Below are 17,599 nucleotides of genomic sequence, written 5' to 3'. Positions count from 1 at the left end.
AACATGATACTTTGATAAAATTTCAGTCAGCTTATTCATCCCCATCTTTTTTTAAATAATAGGTATTGATTAAAATGTTTTGATCGTGATTGCCAAATCCTTTTCCAAAAAGTGTCAAGCCACCTTGGTTTTTTGCATCCTTCTCAATTTCTAGACGTAGTTTGATAATGGGACTTTCTTGTAAATTTAAATCATTGATGGTTATTTCTGAGTAAGCTTCACCGTCTATTCCTGTATCAAGTTTATTAATCCTAATATGCTTTAATAATCCATATTGGCTAAACTCGTCATTCCACCATTTTGGAGTGTATCTGCCACGAACATCTGAAAAATTCCCAGGAACTGTATACACTGCAACTTTGACATCATTGACAAAGATGGAAATATCACTTGGCCAGACATTATTTGATAAAGGAAATTCTGATGCTATTTCTAAACTGATTTCTAGCAGCTCCGGAATTTCGTCTGCTTGCAAAAGATTTGGCACTTTATACTCCACAAATCCTCTGTTAAACCATAATAATGCTGCATTTACCCGATTGCCATCTAGAAAATATTTTGGATCATCGGATTTGCCAACTACTCCATCCACCGTGGCTAAGCCACATGTTGGCTCAACCAACACGTCGGTAAAATGACCTATTTTCAAGTCAGTTTGATGTAGATGAAAAGGTTGATAAATTTTTTCTGGGAAAACAATGTTGATGTTATCCACTTTTAAAAACACCATCTTTTTATTGCGATTTTTACCCAAACCCCTTTCAGATGAAAGAATCCCCGCATCCTCCAACTGCTGAACATGTCTACTCACGATTGCATTGCTAATCCCTAAATGCTCAGCAATTTCTTGAATACTTTTTTGCTTATCCCCCACAAAGCGAATCATTTTTATTCTTGTATCACTGGCTAAAGCTTCAAAGACCGGCAAAGAAAGATTACTTAAGTCAAGTTCCATTTCTATACTCCTTTTAACTAATTAGTTAAAGTAAAAAACTAGTTCACAAGACTAACATAAAACTTCTATAACTAAAAAGTTGTTTTTATAAAACTATTGTAACATAGCATTGACAGCGATTGCAACGGATGTTATTTTGACTTTGTACTAAAAAAACAAGGAAGGAATTACTAATAAGTTAATCATGAAAAATCTATCAACCAACTATTCTATTAACTTTTTAGTAAATGGTAATCAGAATGAAAAAGACTAAATTATTCGCTGGTTTGTTAGTAGCAAGTTCGTGTTTCACCTTGTTAACAGGATGCGGGGGATCATCAGACGGCTCAAGTTCAGAGGCGAGTGCCAATGAAATCACTTTTTGGAATCCTTTCACCGGAGCCGACAATTCAAATTTATTGAAATTAATTGATGAGTACAATGCAACTGATCCAGATTTCAAAATTAAAAATGTGTCACTAAAAGAAACCGATATGTATTCAAAAATACCGACTGTTGTAAATTCCGGTAAGAATATTCCCGATTTAAACATTGTCCATGCAGAAAGAATTCAACAATATGTGGACAACGATATGTTGGAATCTTATGACGATATTTTAGGAGACTATACAAATATAACTGCAGAGAATTATGTTGCAGAAGCTTGGAACTTAGGAGAGATTGATGGTTCCCGCTACAGTTTACCATTTGACATCCACAATTGGGGGACCTATTACAACCAAGATTTGTTAGAAAAATACGCACCCAATGCTTTAGATGACAATATACTAACCTTTGATGAAATCACTGAGGCAGGGAAAAAAGCAGCAGCAGATGATGTCCGGGGAATTGCAGTAACATGGGTTAAACCAAATTATTTATCTCTGTTAGCTCAAGAAGGCGGTTCGTTAAGTGAAGATGGTATCACTCCAACTTTAGATACAGCTGCTGCAACCGATGCAATCACAGAATGGAAAACTTTATTCGATGAAGGCGTGACGACTAAAGATGGTGAAGATCCAACCCAATTGTTTTTAGCGGGCAAGCTACTGTTCATGCCAGAAGGAATTTGGCTACAAAATAATATTAAAGATGCTGAGTTTGAATGGGGTTTAACCAATTCACCGCAACTATCTGATGACATTAGTCAAACTGTCAATTGGGCCTCCTCTCACCAATTTGTCATGTTTAAAAACTCCGAAAGATCTGAGGAAAAAACTCAAGGAATTATGGACTTCATTGAATGGATTAGAACCAATTCTGTCGAATGGGCAAAAGCTGGACAAAATCCTGCCAGCCTAGATATTTTAAGCAACGAAGAATACCAAGAAATGCCGCAATCGCTATTTATCAGCAGTGCTGAGGAGCAAGCAACCTTAAAAATCTTTGATTACAAATACAACGGTTATGTAGCTGAATATTTAGATGCCAATGGTTTTGATGCAATCTTCGGAAAAACCTCGATTGAAGATTTCGTAAATAATATGCAAAAAGAAGTCGCCGACAAAGTTGCGAAGGATAATTAAAATCTTCTGAAACTGTAATGGGAAGAAGCATAAATTGGCGATTTTCCCATTACGGTTTCTTTTTAAGAAAGGGTGTTTATTATGATGGCTTCATCAGCTACAACCAAGGCGAAAAAGCAAACCACTTTAAAAAAAGTAACACCTTGGTTCTTTTTAGCTCCCCACTTGATTATCTTTTTAATATTTTTCTTAGTTCCTGTAGTATTTGGAATCTACATATCTTTTACGGATTGGAATTTATTTTCGACACCTACTTTCGTCGGACTAGATAATTATAAAGAGCTATTCTTTAATTCAAATTCAATATTTTATGAGCAGCTACGCATTGGACTAAAAAATACCTTTCTATTTGTTATCTGTACAGTACCATTTTGTATTGGTATTCCTTTGATTTTGGCGGCGGCTCTTAATACTAAACCTCGACTAGGTAAAATTTTTCAATCTATTTTTTACATGCCTTCTTTATTCGCTATCTCTGCTGTGGTCATCATTTGGACTTTAATCTTTAATGTCAACTATGGTCCGATTAACAATATTTTCGATACAGCAACCTCGTGGTTAGGCACGCAACCCTTTGCTTGGATAGCTCTTGTTGTAGTGACAGTCTGGTGGACGATTGGTGGTAATATGGTGATTTATCAAGCTGCCTTAAATGGCATCCCTAAAGACTACTACGAAGCAGCGGATATCGATGGGGCAAGCTCCTTGCAAAAGTTTTTGAAAATAACCTTACCTGCTATTCGTGGACAAATCTTATATACCGTTGTCATGACAACAATTGCTCAGTTTAATGTTTACGGTCAGCCGCTAATGTTAACTGCTGGGGGGCCGAGTAATTCCACAAGGGTTCTATTAATGTATATTCAACAAAATGCCTTTGGTTCAGGACAATCCATCGCAGGAATGGCTTCAGCCATGGCAGTAATCTTAGGTTTATGCATCATGGTTGTATCTGCCGTTCAATTTAAGTTTTTAAGAAATCGAGATTAGGAGGACGCCATCGTGAAAAAAAGTATCGTTTCCAAAACAATAGCCTTTATTTTTTTATTAGCAATGGCTGCAATTTGGTTAGTTCCTTTAATCTATGGAGTTATGACTTCATTTAAATCCGAATTAGAGTTACTAACTGCCGGCTTCAAGATTCTACCAATTGAATGGGTGCTAACCAACTATACTTCTCTTTTAGTAAATAATACTAGTACACCTCTTGTCAGCTGGTTTATGAATTCTCTTTTTATTGCGGTTAGTCATACCTTATTAGTTTTAGTAGTTGTATCCTTCTCAGCTTTTGCCTATAGTCGCTTAAGTTTTAAAGGGAAAAATGCTCTTTTTTCCTTTTTGTTAGCTACGATGATGTTTCCAAGTGTTGTGAATTTGATTCCACTGTATAAAATTGTTGATATTTTCGGTTGGGTTAATACCCCGCTTGCGATGATTATTCCAGGCGCTGCCGGTGTCTTTAATATTTTTCTGGTGAAGCAATTTATGGATAATATTCCGAAAGACTTCGATGAAGCAGCACAAATTGATGGAGCAAATGATTTTACGATTTTCAGAAAAATTATTCTGCCTTTAATTAAGCCAGTGTTACTTGTTGTAGCGTTGTTTTCCTTCACTGGTTCTTGGAATGATTTCCTATGGCCTTCCATTGTCTTCAATGATATTGATAAAATGCCGATTACCTCAGGCTTGCAATTACTCCAAGGAATGTATCAAGCACAACCGACATTACTAATGGCTGGCGCATTAATTGCAATCATTCCTACTTTTATTTTGTACTTGTTTGCTCAAAAATATTTCCTACAATCAATGTCTCTTTCAGCCGGTGTGAAAGGATAGGATGACGATGAATCGAAAAATAGAACGTAGGTTAGTAAAAATAACGGGAATCTGGCAGATTATTGATGGCTTAATTACCATTTTAGTCTATGGCATTTATCAACAACAAGTTCTGACTGGTGGCTTAAGTACCATTGAACATGTTGGGAACATGTTCTTCTTCATTTGCATGTTTGGGACCTTATTAATTGGATTAGGATTATTTAACTTGATTCTTTCAAAACGTTATATGAAAGATCAAGAAACCAGCAAAAAAATCGGTTGCTATCTATTAGTATTGGGCATATTTTCATACTTTATCATGGATTTTGTCACGATGGTTTTGGCCATGGCAGCCGGTGTTATATTCTTAGCAAGAAATAAATCAATCAGAATTAGTAAATCCACTATTGGATAAAAAGGAGAAAAAAATGAAAAAAACTAGTTACCCTCGCCCTCAACTCGTTCGCAATAATTGGACAAATTTAAATGGCGAATGGTCGTTCAAATTTGACGATGGCAATCAAGGCCTAAAGGAAAAATGGTATCAGAATTCAGATGTCTATGATCAAACAATTCAAGTTCCGTTTGTCTATCAGAGCCAAGAGAGTGGAATTGCCGACCGAACACCCCATGACATTGTTTGGTATCACCGTCAATTTGACTTAGCAAAAGAAAAAAATCAACGAGTCATTTTACATTTTGGAGCAGTTGATTATGAATCAGACATCTATCTCAACGGTCAGCACGTATGCAAGCATATTGGTGGACACACTTCTTTCCAGACAGATATTACAGACTTATTAGCTGATAATTCTTTGCAGAGTTTGAGTGTTCGCGCATATGACGCACATTATGACGAAAGTATTCCACGGGGAAAACAATTCTGGGAGGATGAATCGAGAGGAATTTGGTACACCAATTCCACAGGCATTTGGCAGACTGTTTGGCTAGAAGTAGTAGCGGAGACTTATATCCAAGAACTTTACTTAACGCCAAAATTCGATGAAGGTAAAATAGAGCTTAAAGTTTCTCTAAATCAATTAATGAACTCTGAGATAAAATTACAATATGAAATCTCCTTTAAAGAACAACTAATTGTTAGCGGTATCGCAAATCTTACTGAAAAAAATTTAATCCTAGATATTGATTTAATTCAAGATTATATTTTCAGAAAAAATTACCATGGTGAGGGTTGGTCTTGGACTCCCGAAACGCCAAATCTTTTTGATATCAAGCTGACCTTGCTGGAAGATGGCAAGACTCTTGATACTGTTGAAAGTTATTTTGGTATGCGAAAAGTTCACTGGGAAAATGGCATGTTCTATTTAAACAATAAGCCTTATTATCAAAAGCTAATCTTAGACCAAGGATATTGGCCGACTGGCTTGTTAACTGCCCCAACGGACGAAGATTTTATTCAAGATATTGAATTATCGAAGGCGATGGGCTTTAACGGCTGTCGCAAACACCAAAAAACCGAAGACCCAAGATTTTTATATTATGCCGATCAAATGGGCTTCATAGTATGGGGCGAATGCGCTGCACCAGCCGTATACAACCATCAATCGGTAGAAAGATTAATGTCAGAATGGACTGAAATTATTAAACGAGATTACAATCATCCAGCGATTGTGACCTGGGTTCCCATTAATGAAAGCTGGGGGGTGCCTGATATTTCATTTGATCGCCAGCAACAGCATTTTTCTCAAACAATGTACCACTATCTTCATTCACTGGACAAAACACGTCTCGTAATCTCCAATGATGGTTGGGCTGCGACAGAAACAGATATCTGCGCAATTCATAACTATTGCCACGGACAAGAGGATGAAGTTCAAATTTATGACTATTTCAAAGATACATTGATTTCAAGAGAAAAGCTGTTATCCAGACCTTCAACGCCTTGGCCAATTTTTGCAAATGGTTTTGACTATCAAGACCAACCAATTTTGTTAACTGAATTTGGTGGTATCGGTTTTGATGTCTCAGGTCAACCGGGCTGGGGCTATACTTCTGTCGAAAATGCAGAAGATTTTGTAAAAGATTATCGTAGAATAATGGAAGCTGTCTATGCCTCCACAGGATTATGGGGCTACTGCTATACCCAGTTAAGTGATGTTGAACAAGAAATTAACGGCTTAGTAACTTATGATCGTCAACCAAAATGTGACTTGTCAGCCATAAAAGCAGTCAACGATATGTTCCATGTCCCTAGTGTAGAATAATTTCAAAAAAATTTGGAGTATGGGCGCCTGCTCATACTCCTACCTTTTTATAAAAAAAACCGCAAAAATACTCCCCTCAATTTCCTGCAGCACCCCTTCACTCCAACAAATAATGTAGCAGCCGTTTATGGTCATCATAAAAGACTTTGCTTTCTTTGAAGGCCAGCGTTTCCTCGAGGGGCAGCTCCTCTAGACCCGCTTCCGAAAATTGATAAATTTGCGCATTGGGATACGCCATGATGATTGGCGAATGGGTCGCAATGATGAGTTGCGAGCCCGTCTTGACTAGCCGATGCATTTGTTCCAGTAAAGAAAATTGGCGGCTGGTTGATAAGCCCGCCTCTGGCTCGTCCAGCAAATAAAAACTGTCGCCGCCAAAACGATTTTCAATAATTGCCAACAGACCTTCTCCGTGGGAGCGTTCATGAAGTGATTGGCCGCCGTAGGAACCAAAGGGCGTCATTTCATATCCAGAAAGCTCTTCAATTTCTGACGCCACATTATAATAAGTTTCTGAGCGCAGAAAAAATTTTGTTTTTGGAAGTGTGCCTTTTCTAATCAGGCGCACATTCTCATGGAGTGAAGAGTGGCTCGCAAATGTTTCAAAGTTAAAATTTTGGCTGCCGCCTTCTGGATTGATACCATAGGCAACAGCAATTGCCTCCAAAATCGTTGACTTACCAGTGCCATTATCTCCTGACAAAAAGGTAACAGGAGCGGTAAAAGGTAGCCTGCCCTCCTGCTTTAAAATTTCCTGTACAGCAAAAACTTCAAAGGGATACCCCTTTTGCTGTGTATCATTGATTTTTAACTCATGAAGAAACATGGTCCTCCTCCTTTTGATTGTCCAATTTTCAAACCGGTCTTTCCTTCCAATATAACAAACGTTGCAAAAGTGTCAACCAAGCAAAAAAGCTGCAAAAAGCTGCAGCTCTACTACTTGGCGTATATTTCAGGAATTTTCTGAAGTGGATCTTCGGTTCAGCAATATACAATTGTTGCTAGAAGTTGAAATTCTGGTGGTGCCTGTTAAAAAAATTCAGGCTTTTTTTACGACTTTAAAATTATGGTTGACACTAGCGTTGATTACCGGATGTTTTTCTAGATAATTGGCAATCAGTTCGGTCATATCAATCTGAACTTCCCGAACAATTTTTTCTGGAGTAAACATTTGAAAATTGCCGCCCCCCACTGCTCGGTATTGATTGGTGACAATTTCTAACTCATCCGTTGGTTTCACCGGCTGTCCTTTAAAAGTCAACTTAGTAATCCGCTGTCCAACAGGCTGCGTCATATCGATAATGTACTCAATACCTTCATACATATCGTAATTATAATACTGTGGCTTTGGATCAATGAAGGCCGGATTAAACTGGATTTCGCCATCTTCCAAAATTAAATAATTGGCAGTTTGCTCAAGGGCCGCTTTCAAATCGGTGCCGGAAATTTTTAAAACGGCTAGCGTGTTCGGGTAAATATAATTGGTGATAATATCCCGCATGGTAATCGTCTCTTGAAATCCTTTGCCTTCATTGTTAAACAACGCCGTCCCGGAAATCTCCGCACCACTGGCAGCCATTTGCACCTGATTAATAAATTCTACATAGGGATGCTCAACTAAGCGGGCCTGCATCGCATCGACAATCGTCATGTCACCGACAACTTTTCCCACCGGCTGGTCGAGCCAAGCCTCCAACTCTTTTTCAATAGGAGCAACAGCAGCTAAAATTTCTTGATCGGCTTTAACATCTGCCACCGGATGAATTTCAGCTTTGCTAGTAGTCACTTGATAGCCAGTTGCCGTTTTTTTCAGCTCCAATTGAATTTCGCCTACATGATTGCCACGATAGCCTGGCTGTACGATTGGCACGCCATTGACAATGGCGGCGATTTCCCGATGCTGATGTCCGGTCACTAAAGCGTCGATGCCGGCAACTTCTGTCAGCAATTGATAACCTTCATTTTCCCCGGTCAATAATTCGGTGGGCTCTCCTGTGACTAAATCCCGTTCAAATCCGCCGTGATAGCTGACGATTACCACGTCAGCTAATTTCCGTAATTGAGGTAGATATTTTTTGGCGGTTGCCACAGCGCTGACAAACGTCAAACCCGCAATCGTTGCTGGCTGCTCCCAATGGGGGATGTATTGAGTATCTAAGCCTAGAATGGCAATTTTAGCACCCGCTTTTTCGATAATTTCATAGGCTTTGCCAAATGCTGGCTCACCGTTTTCATTTAAAATATTTGCTGCTAAAACCGGTGTTTGATAACTGGCAACTGCTTCTTCTAAGTAAGCCCGACCGTAATTAAATTCGTGATTGCCTAAAACATGAACGTCATAGCCGATTAAGTCGGTGACTTGCGTCAAGTCAGCAGCCGTCAACTTATTTTCTTTGGCAACGAAATAGCTGAAGGGCGAGCCTTGAATAAAATCGCCATTTTCAATTTTTATCACCGGACCTTCTGCCGCTGCAGTCAGTTCTTTGATTTTACTGGCAACTTTGGCTGCACCGATTGGCAGCTCTTGCTTGTCAGCGTAATTGGTCGGATAAATATAGCCGTGGATATCGCTGGTTTCTAAAATAGTTAAACGCATAAGTTCCTCCAATTAACGAAAGAACCTGCGACAAAATTGTCACAGGCCTTCCTCGTGTTTATCATCAGCAGATTCAACCTGCTGGATTTTTAACGCTTATTGGTTCCAAGCATCTTGGAATTGTGAAACAGAGTCTTCAATTAATTGGTCGGTATCTTGGTCGGTGTTCGACAAGATATTTTCCATAATTGCCCGAGTTTCATTGTAAGCAGCATCAGAACTTTGTGCCACTGGAATTGAGAATAAATGTGCTGTTGCTTGGCCTAATTCTGCCGGTACTTTTGTTTCTGGATTGTCTAAGTATTCTGTTGAAGTTAAAACAGATTCGACAACGGGCATGTAGCCTGTGTTGACAGCCCAATCCAATTGCGATTCAGGAGAAGTTAAGAATTTCATGTATTCAAAAGCAGCTGTTCTTTCTTCTGAAGAAGCGCTGTCGAACATGTAAATGTCCGTTCCCTGTTGCAGGTTCATTTCAGCCGGGCGAGTTGCTACGCCGTATTCAAAGACACCTTCAGTATCTTTTTTCACGTAGCCTTCACCAGCGATAGAGCCGATAAACATTGCTACTTGTTCATTAGCAAATGGTCCAGATAAGTAGCTGTCAGAACCAGCAATTCTAAAGTAGCCTTCTTTAACACCATCTGCATAGTAGTTGATAACTTCTTTAGATTCGTCACCGGCAAAGTCTAAGTCAGCATTGAAATCAACACCGGCATTTTCCATACCGATAGCATAATAATTGTTTAATGAATCAAAACCAGCTCCGACAACTTCACCGTTTGATTGTTCGTAAATTGTCTTAGAAGCTTCCGCCAATTCTTCAAAAGTTGTTGGCACTTCGACGCCGTATTCAGCTAACATATCCGCATTGTAGAATAACATTTCTGTCGATTTGTTAAAAGGAATTCCATATTGCGTGCCATCGATTTGCGCACCCTCCATCAAGGGTTCCCGAATTGCTTCTTGGTCGCCCCAACCGATATCGGTGTTATCGATGTAATCTTGTAAATCGACTAGCATGCCATCAGTTGCTGCGCTGTATAACCAGCCTGGGTAAGCTTGAGTAATTGTTGGTAAATCTTTTGGTGAAGGCAAAGTAGAATTGATTTTTGCTTGCAAATCAGAATATTGAGATTGGTTTTGCAACTCAATGGTGATATTCGGATTCGCATCCATAAATTCTTGAGTTAGTGATACCAATTCTTCTTCTTGGGCACCATTCATCGCATGCCAAAATGTGACAGTAGTTCCTTCAGATACTTCTGTCGCAATTTCGCTGCTGGCAGTTGAGTCCGCCGTTGAATCGTTGCTGCCACCGCAAGCCCCTAATAAAAGTGCTGCACTTGCTGCAAATACTCCAAATGTTACTTTGTTTGCTTTCATCTTTTACGCTCCCTCTTTATAAAACAATTTTTTGCCCACGTGTGGGTAATATTCTTTCACCATACGGATTCTCCAGTTTTTCTGGCTTCAAGGTATGGATTGGAACCAATAGTTTAGGCTGAATCCAAGCAATAATTTGCTTCAAATCAGCAGGAAAAGCATGCCCCGATACTGCTAGACGCAGAAATTCGATTTCATGATCCGCTAATAGCGCTAAAAAGACTGCATAAGCCGGATCAAAGTCCCCCAAAGGCTGAGCATCCAAGTGTAAATAAAGTCCCCCGGCCTGCAGCTGTTCAAAATCAGCAACTGCCTGCCACAAATATTTTTCATCATCAGCTAATAAAGTTTGATAGCTGACTTCTAACTCTGGATTTAAATCAGGATTTATTTTGTCTTTGGCATAATAATAAGGCACTTGTTTGCCAAAAATCTCCTGTAATAAACTGGCTTGATTGGCTTCCAATACCACTGTCCGTGGCGAATGCTCAACGAGTTGTAAAAAGCGTTCAACATTGGCTGGATAGCCGTTAAAAGTAATTTGCCGTTTCGGGTTTTCTAACTCGACATCAACAACTCTTTGAATCAAGTCTTTTTCACTTAAAACTTTGATTTCTTCGGGATTTTCTTCCCGTTCTGGAAAACTAATGCTGACCCCTTCCATCATCAATAAATCCGTTTGAAAGGCCGCTTTGGCAAAGGCCTCCGTAATTTCCGGATGATATCCATGCAGGCGTAAGTCCCCTGTGTAAGTGATCAATTGTTCCGGCGTGCGAATCAATAACGCTGAAGCGCCGAAAGCATCATGATCCACCGGCCAAATTTCCACCGAGATTTCCCCAACTTGAATGACATCCCGTGGTTTTAAGCCAATCATTTCTCTGACAAAGTTTTTTTCAGCAAAGGGCGACGGGGTTAAAAAGTCGCCGTCCCGATTTAGTTCTTCTAAAATCGCCTTCGTTTCCGCCAAAGTATACAACGGAATAGAGGGATCTAAGTAATTGATAATTTTTGAATGGTCCAAATGAGCATGGGACAAAAAGACCGCTGTCTCTTTAAACTCCTGAGGCGTCTCCCCTTGATAGGAATAATTCAAGCGAGCGTCGTAAATTCCCGACATCTCCGGCACCCAGCGATGATCGACAAGTGTTTGTAAATTTTCGTCCGGTAACGGTGTTTCAGGATGATATTCAGAACCAAAATCAAAGAAAATATGAGCGTCTTTATAAGCGACTTCAATAATCGTGCCGCCAATTGTTAAAATTCCGCTGTGAAAGGTCACAGTTGTCTTAGCCTTTGATGCCATCTTTTGCCACTCCTTTGATAATTTCTTTTCTGAAAATAAGATAAATAATTAAGATGGGAATGACCGTCAAGGTGGCAGCCGCCATTTGCAATTGGACATCACTGCCGCTTTCTGTAGTGAAGGCTGACAGTCCATTATTCAACAGTCGCAAATCTTTTGTATTGGTAACTAAAAGCGGCCACAGGAATGAATTCCAACTGGAAATAAAAGTTAAAATCCCCACGGTAACTAGAGCTGGTTTTGACATGGGAATTAAAATCCGGCGAATGTATTGCAAATCCGTCGCCCCGTCAATTTTGGCAGCTTTATAAAAGGTGCTGGAAATTCCTTTAAGATAGCCGTTCAAATAATAAATATAGAAAATACTCGTCAGGAATGGAATAATCAAGGCCGTGTACGTATTCAGCAAGCCCAGTCTGGCAATTGTATTGTAGTTGGTAAAAATAATTGATTCATAAGGCACCATCAACAGGGAAACCATAATCGCCATCACAACTTTTTTAAAGCGAAACTCTAAGCTAGTTAATGCAAAGGAAGCTAATACGGCAGTGATCAATGTAAAAATAGTCGTCACCGTTGACACAAAGACGGTATTGATAAAATATTGCAGAAACGGTGCCCGCTCAAAGACTGTCGTAAAATTGCTCCATTGCAGAGCTTCTGGGATAAAGGTCGGCGGAATACTTGTCGCTTCCCGATAAGTCATCAAGCCCGCTAAAATCATATAGACAAAGGGGAAGACGGTGATAATCGCTAATAAAACAATAAAGACATAACTGATAGTTGTCAGCACTTTACTCATCTTAATTGCCCACCTTTCGCAACAATTTATTTTGGATAAAGGTGACCGCTAGAATAATTAAGAACAACACGACAGTCGCTGCCATCGCCACACCTGGCCGACCGGCAATATGAAATTTATCATAGATATAATAAACCGCCGTGGTCGCACTGTTGGCAATCCCAGCTTTCCCGCCAAATAAAGCATAGACCTGAGTATAAACTTTAAAGGCACCAATCACATTGACTGTCAGCAAAAAGGCAATCGTTGGAATCAATTGCGGGAAGGTAATCCGGCTGAAAATTTCCCAGCTATTTGCGCCAAACATTTTGGCAATTTTATAATGTTCCTTGTCGATATTTCTGAGGCCTGCCAGCAAAATAATAATATTGAAGGCCAGACTGCTCCAAATCCCAAAAATAATCAAGGTTGGCATGCTCATCTTGACATCGTCAAGCCAATTGACTCCGGGAATTCCGAAAAAGCCCAGAATATAATTGACAATCCCATAAGAGCCGTTAAAGAAATAACGGAAGACAATCCCGATGGCAATTGTTGAAGTCACATAAGGCATGAAGAAAATTGTTTCAAAAAAACTTTTGAATTTCACTTTTTCAAAGATGACCCAGGCAATCGCTAAAGAGATGATTAAAGCAATCGGCACCACAGTGAAGGTGTAGAGAGCAGTATTTTTTAGCGCCCGAAAAAAGACTGGGTCGCTGAGAATTCTTTGATAATTTTCGATACCGGCCCACTGCTGGTTGATTAAGCTGCCGCTTTGAAAACTCATCCAAAATGAACGAATCAACGGATAAATGCTAAAGAATACAATGACAATCAACGAGGGCAACAGGAAAAGCCAAGCTTTTGGCTGGTTCTCTGGATTGTAATTCTTCTTAAATTTAAACATTAGTAGATGCGCGCCCCTTCTTTTTCAAAGATAAAGGCCTTGTTCAAATTAAAACGGAAACCTTGGGTATTGCCTTCTTCAATGGCGACTTCAATTGGCACTAAAGACTTGGAGTGAATCTCATTAACGTCAAAATTCAAAATTCGTTCCCGGCCAATCAACTCTACGCTTTTAATATTAGCCGTGAAATCCGGCTCAGCATCGGCTGGAATCACATCCTCAGGTCGAATACCAATATAGTATTGACCGTCTTGATAGCCTTTTTTAAAGCGCTCATCACTGAAGCGCTCCAGCGGAATACTAAATTCCGGATGCAGCATCTGACCCGCTTTGATTTCCACTGGTAAAATATTGATAATTGGATTTCCGATAAATTTAGCTACGAATAAATTGCTAGGCTCCAAATAAAGATTTTGCGGATCATCATCTTGTTGAACGACACCTTCATTTAGCAAAATAATTTTATCGCTGATGGAAAGAGCTTCTTCTTGGTCGTGGGTCACGAAAATTGTGGTGATACCGACTTCTTTGACAAGACGGCGAATTTCTTCCCGAATCTTCAAACGCAGGCGGGCATCTAAATTACTTAACGGTTCATCTAATAATAAAACTTCAGGATTTTGGACCAAAGCCCGGGTAATCGCTACCCGCTGTTGTTGCCCACCAGATAAAGTGCCTGGTTTTTTATCCTTTAATTCTTCGATATTGGTCAGCTTCATATACTTTTCAGCAATCGGCTTGGCCTCTGCTTTTTTCATTTTTTTGTCGCCGACAGTCAGTGGAAACATGACATTTTCCTCAACCGTCATATGTGGATATAAGGCATAATTCTGGAACACAAAGCCAATATTGCGGTCCTTCGGTTCAGTTTTCACGACCGATTTCCCGTCAAAGCGAATGTCGCCTTCTGTTGGTGTCAACAAGCCGGCAATCATATTTAAAATCGTCGACTTGCCGCAGCCGCTTGGCCCCAGCAGACAAACCAAATCTCCTTTTTCAATCGTAAAGTCCACCGACTTCAAGGCTTCAAACCCATTTTCAAAGACTTTTTTTAAACCGACAATTTCAATCAATGTCGAATCCCCCATCTATTTATCAAAATCAAATTTATGTAAAACAAAAAATTACAGCAGCTATTTTTATTTTAAAACTTTACTTATTTCAAATGGTCTTTATGAGATATTTTTTAAAAACTTATCCTTAAAAATTTATAGAATTACCAGCTCCCCTTCGGCAATATTTCTAAAAAACAATTCAGCTTATTATCAGCTTTTTTTAGCAAAAAGAAAATACTTTATTTAAAATTATTTCTCTAAGGTGCCCGGCCAAGCCAACGTACCACCGGCAACATTAGTGACATCATAGCCCGCTTCTGCTAAAAACTCGCTGGCTCTTTGTGAGCGCTGACCGCTGCGGCAAATAATGTAATACTTTTGGTCCTTTGACAACTGAGCTAAATTTTCCGGTAGCTCCTCCAGTGGCAAACTCACTGCGTTAGGCACATGCCCAGCAAAAAAGCCCTCTACCGGGCGAACATCTAGAATATGTAATTTTTTCTGTGTTGCCTGTTGATAAAAATCCTTCATCGAAATCGTTTGATACATATTGAGCCTCCCATTTTTCTTTCTTATGTTGATAATATACAATAAGCCTAGTTATTACCACTAATTGTTCTTTGGAATGACTGAGTGCTTCCATGGAAAATGCAAACAAACTTAGGAGGAATCTTTATGAAGGTTGTCTTTCACATTGATGAAAAAGAAAAATGGCCGGAAGCCCGCAGCAATGTAAAAAATTTGCTACAGGCCACAGCCACAATTGAAGTGATTGTTTTAGTAAATGGTGGAGCTGTCACCGGTTATCTTGAACCGGCTTACCAACACTTTATCAGCAATCCCAAAATTATTTTCCACGCTTGCCACAATGCGTTAAAGGCGAATGATATCGCAGAAGAACAGCTACCTAAAAATGTCGAGGTGGTGCCCGCTGGCGTTTTAGATTTAGTTAAGCTACAGTCGAATGGCTATGCTTATATTAAGCCTTGAGGGAGTAATCTAGACACAATTTTAGCAGCGAGCTATTTGGCAAAAGAAAAGACCAGCAATGGCGAACGTTTTAAGTTTAAGCTGTTGCTGGCCTTTTTTGTTTTCTATTTTTTTAGATTCTTATATGATTCATTGACTTGTTAAAATGAACCAGGTTTTGCCAGTCCAAAGGCTACACAGACTTCAACGCCTCATCAATCTCATCTGAACCGCCCATCATGGAGATAACCTTTTTAATCGTATTAGGATATTTCAACAATTCTGCTAAAGTTTTAGCGACATCGGGAATCGGATTGAGACCCATCGCTCCGCTGTTTACGGAAATTTTGCCTGTTGCGGTAGTTTCTTCTAGACTACCTGGCTGTAAAATTGTGTAGTCCAGCTGCGTGTTATCGATGAGCCAATGGTCAGCGAACATTTTGGCGATATTATAGTTCATGATTTTTTCTAAACCAGTGCCCCGCCATTTTTCCGGTTCCATGGAATACGTCGAGCTCAATTGAATATAGCGTTTGATACCTTGGGTTTCGGCAGCCTGCATTAATTTAACTGCACCGAACAAATCGGTTTGTAGTAAATCTTGGCCCCGAGAGCCGGCGACAAAATAAACGACTTCGGCATCCGCTAAAGCAGCGGCCATTTCGGCGACTTCCCAGTGTAAATCAAAATGGACGGGGGTGATCTTAACGCCCGTTTTTATTTTTTCAGGGCTTCTAGCTCCGGCTAATACCTCATGACCGTCTTCAATCAAATCGGCAATTAATTCTTCGGCTACCCGACCGGCTGCCCCTGCGATAAACATTTTCATTTTCTGTACCTCCTGTTTGACTAATTGATTTAAATTAAGCATACCCTAAAGACTTTTTTTCTTCAAAAGTGCTGTTTATTGATTAGATGCGACCTTGCCATACGTGCGATTCGTGAAATATTTCAAAATCAATGGTGAAACGAGGGTTGTCACTAAAATAATTAAGACCAGTGAAGAATAGTAATCACTGGCAACTACGCCGGCGTCTGTCCCTAATTGTAAAATGATTAAGGCCATTTCCCCTCGTGAAACCATTCCTGCGCCAATCATCCAGCTACTGTTATTAGAAAAACCAGAAAGCTTGGAGCCGATAAAGCCGCCAATCATTTTAGCGGCAATTGCCACCAAAACAAAGGCCACGACTAGAACTATTTGGCTTTTTAATTGGCCGAAGGAAACGCTCAGACCGATGCTGACAAAAAAGACTGGAATAAAAACAGCATAACCAAGGGCCTCCACATTGCGATGGACCTCTGTTTTATCTTTGGTTTGACTGATGGCAACGCCAGCAAAAAAGGCGCCAATCACTGAACTAAGTCCGACTAAATCCGCCAAGTAGGCCATCGAAAGACAAATGACCAATGACACGATAATGACGGCCGCCGGTGCATACACTTTGCGGCTGAGGTTCATTAAATAAGGTGCCAACCATTTGACTAAACAGTAAATCAATAGAAAATATAGTAAGTCCTCTAACACAATCAAAAGAATTGATGGAGAATTGCGACTATTGTCAGGTGCTAAAAACGTAAAGCTAAAGCTGACCAACAGCACCGTCAAAATATCATCAATTACTGCTGCCCCTAAAATTGTCGAACCTTCTTTAGTGTCTAAGGCCTTCAATTCCTTTAATACCTCCACTGAAATACTGACGGAAGTAGCGGTCAAAATAATTCCAAAAAAAATTGCTTCAGTGGTGGAAATCGCCAGCACTTGTCCTGTACCAAAGCCTAAGAAAAGCGGCAACAGGATGCCAAAAGAAGCAACAAGCAAAGCCGGTCTCAAATATTTTTTTAGCTGGCTCAGATTACTTTCCATGCCAGCAATAAACATTAGCAAAATGACGCCGATTTCTGAAAACTCATGAATCAAGGTATCCGGATGCAACCAATTGAGAACCCCTTCCCCTAAGATTACGCCAATCAGTAGCTGCCCGACGACTGCCGGGATGCCAATTTTTTGCGAAAAATGAGAAGCGATGGTAGTTGCTAATAAAATAAGACACAAGATACCGATAAATTCCATTGTCGTAACTTCCTTT

Annotated in this window: 17 protein-coding genes; 6 read left to right on the top strand and 11 right to left on the bottom strand. The window is 39.8% G+C overall.

Annotated elements, in window-relative coordinates:
- Positions 1–31: 31 nt before the first annotated feature.
- Entirely contained in the window at positions 32–955 is a 924-nt protein-coding gene (locus ORH16_RS08235) for an ArsR/SmtB family transcription factor (RefSeq protein ID WP_265457901.1), read from the bottom strand.
- A 239-nt stretch (positions 956–1,194) separates the two neighbouring features.
- Here ORH16_RS08235 and ORH16_RS08230 point away from each other — a divergent pair, with 239 nt between their 5' ends.
- From ORH16_RS08230 to ORH16_RS08210, 5 genes are all read left to right on the top strand, one after another.
- Positions 1,195–2,460 carry an extracellular solute-binding protein gene (locus tag ORH16_RS08230; protein ID WP_265457899.1) on the top strand — a complete coding sequence of 422 codons (1,266 nt, stop codon included), beginning with the start codon at positions 1,195–1,197 and terminating at the stop codon, positions 2,458–2,460.
- Between the two features lie 84 nt (positions 2,461–2,544).
- Entirely contained in the window at positions 2,545–3,450 is a 906-nt protein-coding gene (locus tag ORH16_RS08225) for a carbohydrate ABC transporter permease (RefSeq protein WP_416207854.1), read from the top strand.
- 12 nt (positions 3,451–3,462) lie between these two features.
- Complete coding sequence (locus ORH16_RS08220) at positions 3,463–4,299, top strand: carbohydrate ABC transporter permease (RefSeq protein WP_265457896.1); 837 nt, start codon at positions 3,463–3,465, stop codon at positions 4,297–4,299.
- Positions 4,300–4,306: 7 nt separating this feature from the next.
- The gene (locus ORH16_RS08215; protein ID WP_265457894.1) at positions 4,307–4,696 is read left to right on the top strand and encodes a hypothetical protein; all 390 of its coding nucleotides are present in this window, start codon (positions 4,307–4,309) and stop codon (positions 4,694–4,696) included.
- Positions 4,697–4,709: 13 nt separating this feature from the next.
- Positions 4,710–6,506 (top strand): glycoside hydrolase family 2 protein, encoded by a 1,797-nt coding sequence (locus ORH16_RS08210; RefSeq protein ID WP_265457892.1) that lies wholly within the window; start codon positions 4,710–4,712, stop codon positions 6,504–6,506.
- A gap of 97 nt (positions 6,507–6,603) precedes the next feature.
- Here the strand turns inward: ORH16_RS08210 and ORH16_RS08205 are convergent, their stop codons facing one another.
- The 8 genes from ORH16_RS08205 to ORH16_RS08170 form a co-directional block, all read right to left on the bottom strand.
- Positions 6,604–7,332, bottom strand: a complete 729-nt coding sequence (locus ORH16_RS08205) for an AAA family ATPase (RefSeq protein ID WP_265457890.1) — start codon at positions 7,330–7,332, stop codon at positions 6,604–6,606.
- Positions 7,333–7,545: 213 nt separating this feature from the next.
- The gene (locus ORH16_RS08200) at positions 7,546–9,102 is read right to left on the bottom strand and encodes a bifunctional metallophosphatase/5'-nucleotidase (protein WP_265457888.1); all 1,557 of its coding nucleotides are present in this window, start codon (positions 9,100–9,102) and stop codon (positions 7,546–7,548) included.
- Positions 9,103–9,198: 96 nt separating this feature from the next.
- A complete protein-coding gene (locus ORH16_RS08195) occupies positions 9,199–10,488 on the bottom strand; it encodes an extracellular solute-binding protein (protein WP_265457886.1) in 1,290 nt (429 codons plus the stop codon).
- 16 nt (positions 10,489–10,504) lie between these two features.
- Positions 10,505–11,794, bottom strand: a complete 1,290-nt coding sequence (locus ORH16_RS08190) for an MBL fold metallo-hydrolase (RefSeq protein ID WP_265457884.1) — start codon at positions 11,792–11,794, stop codon at positions 10,505–10,507.
- On the bottom strand, positions 11,778–12,596 hold the full coding sequence (locus ORH16_RS08185; RefSeq protein ID WP_265457882.1) for a carbohydrate ABC transporter permease: 819 nt from the start codon (positions 12,594–12,596) through the stop codon (positions 11,778–11,780). The genes ORH16_RS08190 and ORH16_RS08185 overlap by 17 nt, the downstream gene beginning before the upstream one ends.
- Position 12,597: 1 nt before the next feature.
- Positions 12,598–13,485 (bottom strand): carbohydrate ABC transporter permease, encoded by an 888-nt coding sequence (locus ORH16_RS08180; RefSeq protein WP_265457881.1) that lies wholly within the window; start codon positions 13,483–13,485, stop codon positions 12,598–12,600.
- Positions 13,485–14,558 carry an ABC transporter ATP-binding protein gene (locus ORH16_RS08175; protein WP_265457880.1) on the bottom strand — a complete coding sequence of 358 codons (1,074 nt, stop codon included), beginning with the start codon at positions 14,556–14,558 and terminating at the stop codon, positions 13,485–13,487. Before ORH16_RS08175 ends, ORH16_RS08180 begins: the two co-directional genes overlap by 1 nt.
- A 231-nt stretch (positions 14,559–14,789) precedes the next feature.
- The gene (locus ORH16_RS08170; RefSeq protein WP_265457879.1) at positions 14,790–15,089 is read right to left on the bottom strand and encodes a rhodanese-like domain-containing protein; all 300 of its coding nucleotides are present in this window, start codon (positions 15,087–15,089) and stop codon (positions 14,790–14,792) included.
- Positions 15,090–15,215: 126 nt separating this feature from the next.
- Between ORH16_RS08170 and ORH16_RS08165 the strand changes: the two genes are divergently transcribed.
- Entirely contained in the window at positions 15,216–15,530 is a 315-nt protein-coding gene (locus tag ORH16_RS08165; protein WP_265457877.1) for a DsrE family protein, read from the top strand.
- A gap of 172 nt (positions 15,531–15,702) precedes the next feature.
- Here the strand turns inward: ORH16_RS08165 and ORH16_RS08160 are convergent, their stop codons facing one another.
- A complete protein-coding gene (locus tag ORH16_RS08160; RefSeq protein ID WP_265457876.1) occupies positions 15,703–16,338 on the bottom strand; it encodes an NAD(P)H-binding protein in 636 nt (211 codons plus the stop codon).
- 75 nt (positions 16,339–16,413) lie between these two features.
- The gene (locus tag ORH16_RS08155) at positions 16,414–17,583 is read right to left on the bottom strand and encodes a cation:proton antiporter (protein WP_265457874.1); all 1,170 of its coding nucleotides are present in this window, start codon (positions 17,581–17,583) and stop codon (positions 16,414–16,416) included.
- Between the last annotated feature and the right edge of the window lie 16 nt (positions 17,584–17,599).

The sequence above is a fragment of the Enterococcus sp. HY326 genome (assembly GCF_026157065.1).
Lineage (GTDB): Bacteria > Bacillota > Bacilli > Lactobacillales > Enterococcaceae > HY326.
This window is presented reverse-complemented; position numbering and strand designations above follow the sequence as displayed.